Origin of the sequence: Streptomyces hainanensis (assembly GCF_004348415.1) — a bacterium.
GTDB lineage: Bacteria > Actinomycetota > Actinomycetes > Streptomycetales > Streptomycetaceae > Streptomyces > Streptomyces hainanensis.
Map to the genome: position 1 here is coordinate 23,431 of NZ_SMKI01000024.1, position 7,070 is coordinate 30,500.

The 7,070-nt window shown below is 74.3% G+C and carries 5 protein-coding genes; 1 reads left to right on the forward strand and 4 read right to left on the reverse strand.

The genetic code is table 11. The features are described 5' to 3' along the window. Window positions 1–240 precede the first annotated feature (240 nt). From E1283_RS03875 to E1283_RS03890, 4 genes are read right to left on the reverse strand one after another with little or no spacing between them, the layout of a single operon-like run. A complete protein-coding gene (locus E1283_RS03875) occupies window positions 241–993 on the reverse strand; it encodes a DUF3159 domain-containing protein (protein ID WP_132816431.1) in 753 nt (250 codons plus the stop codon). A 4-nt stretch (window positions 994–997) separates the two neighbouring features. Further along, window positions 998–1,399, reverse strand: coding sequence for an OB-fold nucleic acid binding domain-containing protein (locus E1283_RS03880; RefSeq protein ID WP_132816432.1), 402 nt, complete (start codon window positions 1,397–1,399; stop codon window positions 998–1,000). Between the two features lie 30 nt (window positions 1,400–1,429). Continuing rightward, window positions 1,430–2,113 (reverse strand): response regulator, encoded by a 684-nt coding sequence (locus tag E1283_RS03885; protein WP_132816433.1) that lies wholly within the window; start codon window positions 2,111–2,113, stop codon window positions 1,430–1,432. Further along, window positions 2,088–4,739 carry an ATP-binding protein gene (locus E1283_RS03890; RefSeq protein ID WP_132816434.1) on the reverse strand — a complete coding sequence of 884 codons (2,652 nt, stop codon included), beginning with the start codon at window positions 4,737–4,739 and terminating at the stop codon, window positions 2,088–2,090. The genes E1283_RS03885 and E1283_RS03890 overlap by 26 nt, the downstream gene beginning before the upstream one ends. Window positions 4,740–4,930: 191 nt before the next feature. Between E1283_RS03890 and E1283_RS03895 the strand changes: the two genes are divergently transcribed. Beyond that, a partial coding sequence (locus tag E1283_RS03895) for a helicase-associated domain-containing protein (protein WP_132816435.1) occupies window positions 4,931–7,070 on the forward strand: 2,140 nt, incomplete at its 3' end.

Genomic DNA, 7,070 nt, shown 5'->3' on the forward strand with positions numbered 1-7,070 from the left:
TGGCCATGGCCGCCCTGTCTGGCGCGTCGGGCGGCCGGTGTGTGAACCGCCCACGACACTGGCAGCCGGACCTGGAGTGGAACCTTGCGCAGAACCTGGCGTGGGAGCACGTCCCCTCAGCCTGGTCGGGACCCGGCACACGGCCGCAGGGCCCCACCTGGCGGGGAAACCGCCAGGTGGGGCCCTGCGGGCCGGCCGAGCCGGAAGAGGGTGGGTGGGGGAAAACCTGGTCCGCGTGGGCTAGTCCGCCGCGGCGGACTCGCGGCGTTCCTTCTCCTCCCACTCGGCGATCACGTCGATCGGCGCCGGGGCCTTCACCAGGATGATCCAGGTGAAGTAGACCGCGACGAGGAACGGCGGGATGCCCAACGCGACCCGGAGCCAACCCAGTTGGGTCGCGTCGCCCCAGAAGTAGATGGGGAAGGTGATCGCCGACTTGGCCAGCAGGATGCCGCCCCAGATGAAGCTGGCCCGCACGTAGGCCCGTTTGCGGCCGGGGTTGCGGGTGCGCCAGGACAGGTTCTCGCGGAAGACCGGGCCCAGGATGAGGCCGAGCAGCGGGACGCCGGCCAGCGCCGTGCCGACGTAGGCCACGCCGAGGCCCAGGGTGTACAGCATGCCCGGCAGGTAGAAGTTCTTCGCGTCCCCGGAGATCATCGCGAAGACCGCGCCGAAGGCCACCCCGAAGACGCCGCTGAGCGCGTGCTTGAGGGTGTCCCGCTGGACCAGCCGGGAAACGGCCAGCACCGCGGAGATGCTCAGCGCGGCGACCGCCGAGATGTTGATGGAGCGGTTGATCGTGTAGCTGAGGACGAAGACCAGGCCGGGCACCGTCGTCTCGACCATGCCGCGGACCCCGCCGAACGCCTCGAAGAACGCGGCGCGCGTGGCCGCCTCGTCCGGGGTCTGGTCGGCGATCTCGGGCCGGGCCTGCCCGGCCGGCTCGGCGGGCCCGGCGGCGCCGGTCTCGGTCCGGCTCTCGGGTCTGCTCACCTGGCTACTCCTGTCCACGCGGTTGCAGCTGGTATCGGGGGTTGAACAGCACCTGTCTGCCGTGCGACCTGACGATCCGCCCCGAGGCGACGACCGCTCGGCCCGGCTCGATGCCGGCTATCGAGCGCCGGCCGAGCCACACCACGTCCAGCGAGGCCGAGCCGTCGTCCAGCTCGGCCTGAAGCGCCGGCATGCCGGCCACCGTGCGTTCGCTCACCGCACGCAGCGTGCCCGCGACCCGCACCACCTCGCGGCCCTTCGGGCCCTCCGCGCAGTCGCGGATCCGGGTGCAGCCCGCGTCCGCGGGCTGCTCGTCGCCGGCGAGATCGCCGTCGTCGGTGCCCTTGGCCCCCGGCCACTGGAACAGCTTCCACCGCCTCCGAGGAGGACGGCCTTCCGCACTCATACCCTCAGCGTAACGTGATCGGCCCACGCCTCAGCGCTCGAAGCGGTAACCCATACCCGGTTCGGTGATCAGGTGGCGCGGCGCGGACGGGTCCGTCTCCAGCTTGCGCCGCAGCTGGGCCATATAGACCCGCAGGTAGTTCGTCTCGGTGCCGTATGAGGGACCCCACACCTCCTGCAGCAGCTGCTTCTGGCTGACCAGCCGGCCGGTGTTGCGGATCAGCACCTCCAGCAGGTGCCACTCGGTCGGGGTGAGCCGGACGTCCCTGCCCGCCCGGTGGACCTTCTTTGCGGCCAGGTCGACCGTGAAGTCGACGGTCTCCACCGTGGGCTCCTCGTCGCCCACGCCGCTCGGCTCGGCGCGCCGCACGGCGGCCCGCAGCCTGGCCAGCAGCTCGTCCATGCCGAAGGGCTTGGTGACGTAGTCGTCGGCGCCCGCGTCCAGGGCCTCCACCTTCTCGTCGGAGGTGTGCCGGGCCGAGAGGACGATGATCGGCACCCGGGTCCAGCCCCGGATGCCGGTGATGACGTCGACGCCGTCCATGTCGGGCAGCCCGAGGTCGAGGATGATCACGTCCGGGTGCCGTTCGGCGGCCAGCCGCAGCGCCTCGGCGCCGTCCTCCGCGGTGTCGACCTCGTACTTGCGGGCCTTGAGGTTGATCACGAGCGCGCGCAGGATCTGTGGTTCGTCATCGACTACGAGCACCCGATGCATGGGTCGCCCTCTTTTCTACCGATTCCGCTGGTTCCGCTGGTTCCGCTGGTTCTGCTTGTTCCACCGGCTCGGCCGGCTCGGCCGGCTCGGCCGGCTCGCCGGGTTCCGCCGAAGGGACGGCGGGGAGCGTGATCACCATGGTCAGGCCGCCACCCGGGGTGTCCTCGGCGTCCAGGGTGCCGTGCATCGCCTCGGCGAAGCCGCGGGCGACGGCCAGGCCGAGGCCGACGCCGTTGCCGCGCGGGGTGTCGCCGTACCGCTGGAACGGCTCGAAGATCCGGGCCTTCTCGGTGTCGGGGACGCCGGGCCCGCGGTCCACCACCCGCAGCTCGACGCGGTTGCCGAGGCTGCTGGCCCGCACCAGCACCTGCCGGTCCGAGGGGCCGTACTTGACCGCGTTCTCGACGACGTTGGCGACGATCCGCTCCAGCAGCCCCGGGTCGGCGGCGACGAACGGCAGCGACTCGGGGATGTCCAGGTCGACGGAGCCCTCCGGCACCCCGCCCAGGGCCCCGGGCACCACCTCGTCCAGGTCCATCTCGCGGATCAGCGGCTCGACCGTGCCGGTCTGCAACCGGGACATGTCGAGGAGGTTGCCCACCAGCTGGTCGAGCCGGTCGGCGCCCTGCTCGATGCTCTCCAGCAGGTCCGCCTCGTCCTCCTCGGACCAGGCCACGTCGTCCGAGCGGAGGCTGGAGACGCTGGCCTTGATGGCGGCGAGCGGGGTGCGCAGGTCGTGCGAGACGGCGGCCAGCAGCGCCGTGCGGATGCGGTTGCCCTCGGCGAGCTTGTGGGCCCGGTGGGCCTCGGACTTGAGCCGCTGACGGTCGAGGACGGCGGCGGCGTGCGCGGCGAACGCGGTGAGCACCCGGCGGTCCTCGGCGGGCAGCTTCCGGCCGGAGAGGGCCAGCATGGCGTGGTCGCCGACGGGCACGTCCACGTCGGCGTCGTCGGGGGTCAGCAGCGGCCGGCCGGCGTGGTCGGGGACGGAGACGCTGCCCACGCACATCCAGTGGCGGCGGTCGGGGTCGCTCTCCAGCAGCGCCGCGACGTCCATACCGAAGGTCTCCCTGGCCCGCTCCAGCAGGGCGCCCAGGGTGTCCTCGCCACGCAGCACGCTGCCGGCGAGCAGCGTCAGCGTCTCGGACTCGGCGCGCAGCCTGGCGGCCTGCTGGGTGCGGCGCGCGGAGCGGTCGACGACGGTGGCCACGGCCACCGCGATGGCGAAGAAGACGACGATCGCCACGATGTTGTGTCCCTCGGCCACCGACCACTGGTGGATGGGGCGGGCGAAGTAGAAGTTGAGCAGCAGCGAGCCGAAGGCCGCCGAGGCGAGCCCCGGGTAGAGGCCGCCGACGAGGGCGGCCATCACGGTCACGGAGAGGAAGAGCAGCACGTCGCTGGCGAACTCGGCGCCCGGCGACGGCACGGCGAGCAGCACGGTCAGCAGCAGGGGCCCCAGCACGCCGATCAGCCAGCCGGCGAGGGTCCTGGAGCGGCCCAGCCGGGCGCCGCGGGCGGACGGGAGGCCCCGGCCCTTGGCGACCTCGTCGTGGGTCACGATGTGCACGTCGATGTCGGGGCCCGACTCGCGGGCGACGGTGGCGCCGACGCCGGGCCCGAACACGTACTGCCAGGACTTGCGGCGGCTGGAGCCGAGCACGATCTGGTTGGCGTTGACGCCGCGGGCGAAGTCGAGCAGGGCCTCGGGCACCTCGTCGCCTATGACGTGGTGGAACGTGCCGCCGAGCTGCTCGACGAGGGTGCGCTGGTCGGCCAGCTCGCGCGGCGAGGCCGAGGTGAGCCCGTCGGCCCGGGAGATGTAGACGGCCATGATCTCGCTGCCCGAGCTCTTGGCGGCCATCCGGGCGGCGCGGCGGATCAGGGTGGAGCCCTCGGGGCCGCCGGTGAGGCCGACGACCAGCCGCTCGCGGGCGTGCCAGGTGGACGTTATGCCCTGCTCGTCGCGGTAGCGGCGCAGGTAGGCGTCGACCCGGTCGGCGGTCCACAGCAGGGCGAGCTCGCGGAGGGCGGTCAGGTTGCCGGGGCGGAAGTAGTGCGAGAGGGCCGCGTCCACCTTGTCGGGGGCGTAGATGTTGCCGTGGGCCATCCGCCGGCGCAGCGCCTCGGGGGCCATGTCGACCAGCTCTATCTGGTCGGCGCGGCGCACCACGGCGTCCGGCACGGTCTCGCGCTGCCGGACGCCGGTGATCGCCTCGACGACGTCGCCGAGCGACTCCAGGTGCTGGATGTTGACGGTGGAGATCACGTCGATGCCGGCGTCGAGCAGCTCCTCGATGTCCTGCCAGCGCTTCTCGTTCCGGCCGCCCGGCACGTTGGTGTGGGCCAGCTCGTCCACCACGGCGACCTTGGGGTGGCGCCGCAGCACGGCGTCCGTGTCCATCTCGCCGAAGAGGCCGTCCCGGTAGCCGATCTCCTGCCTGGGCACCTGCTCCAGACCGTGGAGCAGCACCTGGGTGCGGGGCCGGTCGTGGTGTTCGACGAGCGCCACCACCAGGTCGGTGCCACGCTCGACGCGGCGGTGGGCCTCGGAGAGCATGGCGTAGGTCTTGCCCACCCCCGGGGCCGCGCCGAGATAGATGCGTAGTTTGCCGCGGCGTGCCATGGCTCCCATCGTCGCACCTCGCCGGCGAAGCACCAGGTGATCGGGGCGGCCGGGGCGTCAGGGTCCCGTATGAATCGGCCTTTCCGCAAGGGGGCCGCGAGGGGGGGCATAGTTTTCCCCATTCCGGCCCCGGCCGGGCCACTGGACCGATACGGTGACCGTCCGAATCCGCGACATCGCACACAGTCGAGGTGAGTCCGATCAGCGCGTCGTCCCCCTCTCCGTCCGGCCTCCCACTCAGCGCCTGGCTCGGTCGGCTGCCCGCGGACCGGCTGCGGGCCCTGCTCGCCGCCCGGCCCGACACGCTCCAGCCCTACGCCCCGAACGACCTCGGCGAGCTGGCCACCAGACTCCTGGACAAGGCGTCGGTGGCCCGCGCCGTGTCCCGGCTGCCGCTGCGCTGCCTGCAGGCCGCCGAGGCGCTGGCCGCGCTGGGCGCCATAGGTCGGGGGGCGGCGCGGGAACGTCTCGCCGGCCTGCTGCGCGGCGGCACGGCCGAGGGGGCCCGCGGCCTCGACCTGGCGCTGACCGAGCTGACCGGCCACGGGCTGGCCTGGCAGGACGAGGACGGGCTCTGGCACCTGGCGGAACCGGTGGCGGCGACCTGGCCGGCGCCGCTCGGTCTCGGTCCCGGGCTCGTCGAACTGCTGGGCGAGAAGACCACCGACGAGCTGTGCGGGATGGCCGACGCGCTGGGCATCACGCCGCCCGACACCCGGCAGCGCCGGCTCGAGGCGCTGCGCGACCACCACACCGACCCGGAGCGGGTGCGGGCCGTGGTGGCCGCGGCGCCGGCGGCCTCGCGCGAGCTGCTGCTCCAGCACAGCCGGGCGGTGTTGACCGAGCCGGTGCCCAGCTCGCTGCCGGGTCTGCGGTGGGCGCTCGACCGGGGACTGCTGCTGCGGGCGCGCTACGGGCAGGTGCCGGCCCACCTGCCGGCCGAGGTGGCCCTGATCCTGCGCGGCCCCGGCTGGCGGGCGCCCTTCGACGCCGTGCCACCGGCGCCCCCGCTGGTGGCGGCCCCGGCCGAGGCGGTGACCCAGGAGGCCTCGGCCGCCGCGTACGCGTTCCTCGACCGGGCGGCGGCGGTGCTCGCCGAGTGCGCGGCGCGGCCGCCCGAGCGGCGGAAGAGCGGCGGCGTCGGCCCCCGCGAGCTGCTGCGGCTCGGCAGGGCGGCGCACTGCGAGGAGCCCGACGTCCGGCTCGCCCTCGAACTGGGCCGCGCCGCCGGGCTGTTGTGCCGGGACGAGGACCGGTTCCCGGCCACCGCCGCCTACGACGCGTGGCTGGCCGGCGAGCCGGGGCAGCGCGCCGCCGCGCTGCTGCGCGCCTGGCGCGCGGTGCCGGCGACCCCCACCAGGACCCGCGACCGCGAGGGCAGGACGCTGCCGGCGCTCCTCGAACTCCCGCCGCGCCGGGACGTCCCGATCGCCCGCCGCACGCTGCTCAACGCCGCGTCCCGGCTGCCGGCCGGGGAGGGCGCCGCGTCGCCCGGGGCGCTGGCCGCCCTGGTGGCCTGGCACCGGCCGCTGGCCGCCCGCCTCGACGAGGACGCCCCGCCGTTCGCGACGCTGCTGGCCGAGGCGACGCGGATCGGCGTGCTGGCCCACGGCGCGCTGACGCCGCTCGGCGCGGCCCTCCTCGGCGCCGAGGACGAGGAGGTGGTGGCCGCCGCGCGGCGGCTGCTGCCGGCCGCCACCGAGCGGGCCAGGATCGGCGGCGACCTGACGGCCGTGGTGGCGGGGGCGCCCTCGGCGCCGCTGGAGACGACCCTCGAGGCGGTGGCCGATCGGGAGTCGCGGGGCGCGGCCTCGGTCTGGCGGTTCACCCCCGGCAGCATCCGTCGCGGCCTGGACGCGGGCGACAGCGCGGATTCGATCGAGGCCGACCTGGTCGCGATCAACGGCGGCCCGCTCCCCCAGCCGCTGCGCTACCTGATCCGCGACACGGCCCGCCGCCACGGCCAGCTGCGGGTGGTCTCCCCCGCCTGCGTCATCCACGCGCCCGAGCCGGCGCTGCTCACCGAGATCATCTACCACCGCAAGCTTGCCCCCCTCGGCCTGCGCCAACTGGCCCCCACGGTGCTCGTCAGCCGCACCCCGGCACCCGAGACGCTGGCCGCGCTGCGGACCGCCGGCTACGCGCCGGTCACCGAGGCGGTGGACGGCCTGGTCCAGGTCGAGCGCACCGAACGCCCCCAGGCGGCCGTGTCGGAGAGCATCGGCTCGCTGACGGGGATAGGCTGCACGGGAAGGTGCCCGGGCGGGGCGGCCTCCGTGCCGTCGCTCTCGCCGGCGCCGAGGTGGGTGAGGGCGCCGAACGGGTCCACGA

Bases quoted from the DNA above. Each gene is read 5' to 3' on its own strand.
- E1283_RS03880 (WP_132816432.1), bottom strand. From the start codon at position 1,399: ATGAGTGCGGAAGGCCGTCCTCCTCGGAGGCGGTGGAAGCTGTTCCAG.
- E1283_RS03885 (WP_132816433.1), bottom strand. From the start codon at position 2,113: ATGCATCGGGTGCTCGTAGTCGATGACGAACCACAGATCCTGCGCGCG.
- E1283_RS03890 (WP_132816434.1), bottom strand. From the start codon at position 4,739: ATGGCACGCCGCGGCAAACTACGCATCTATCTCGGCGCGGCCCCGGGG.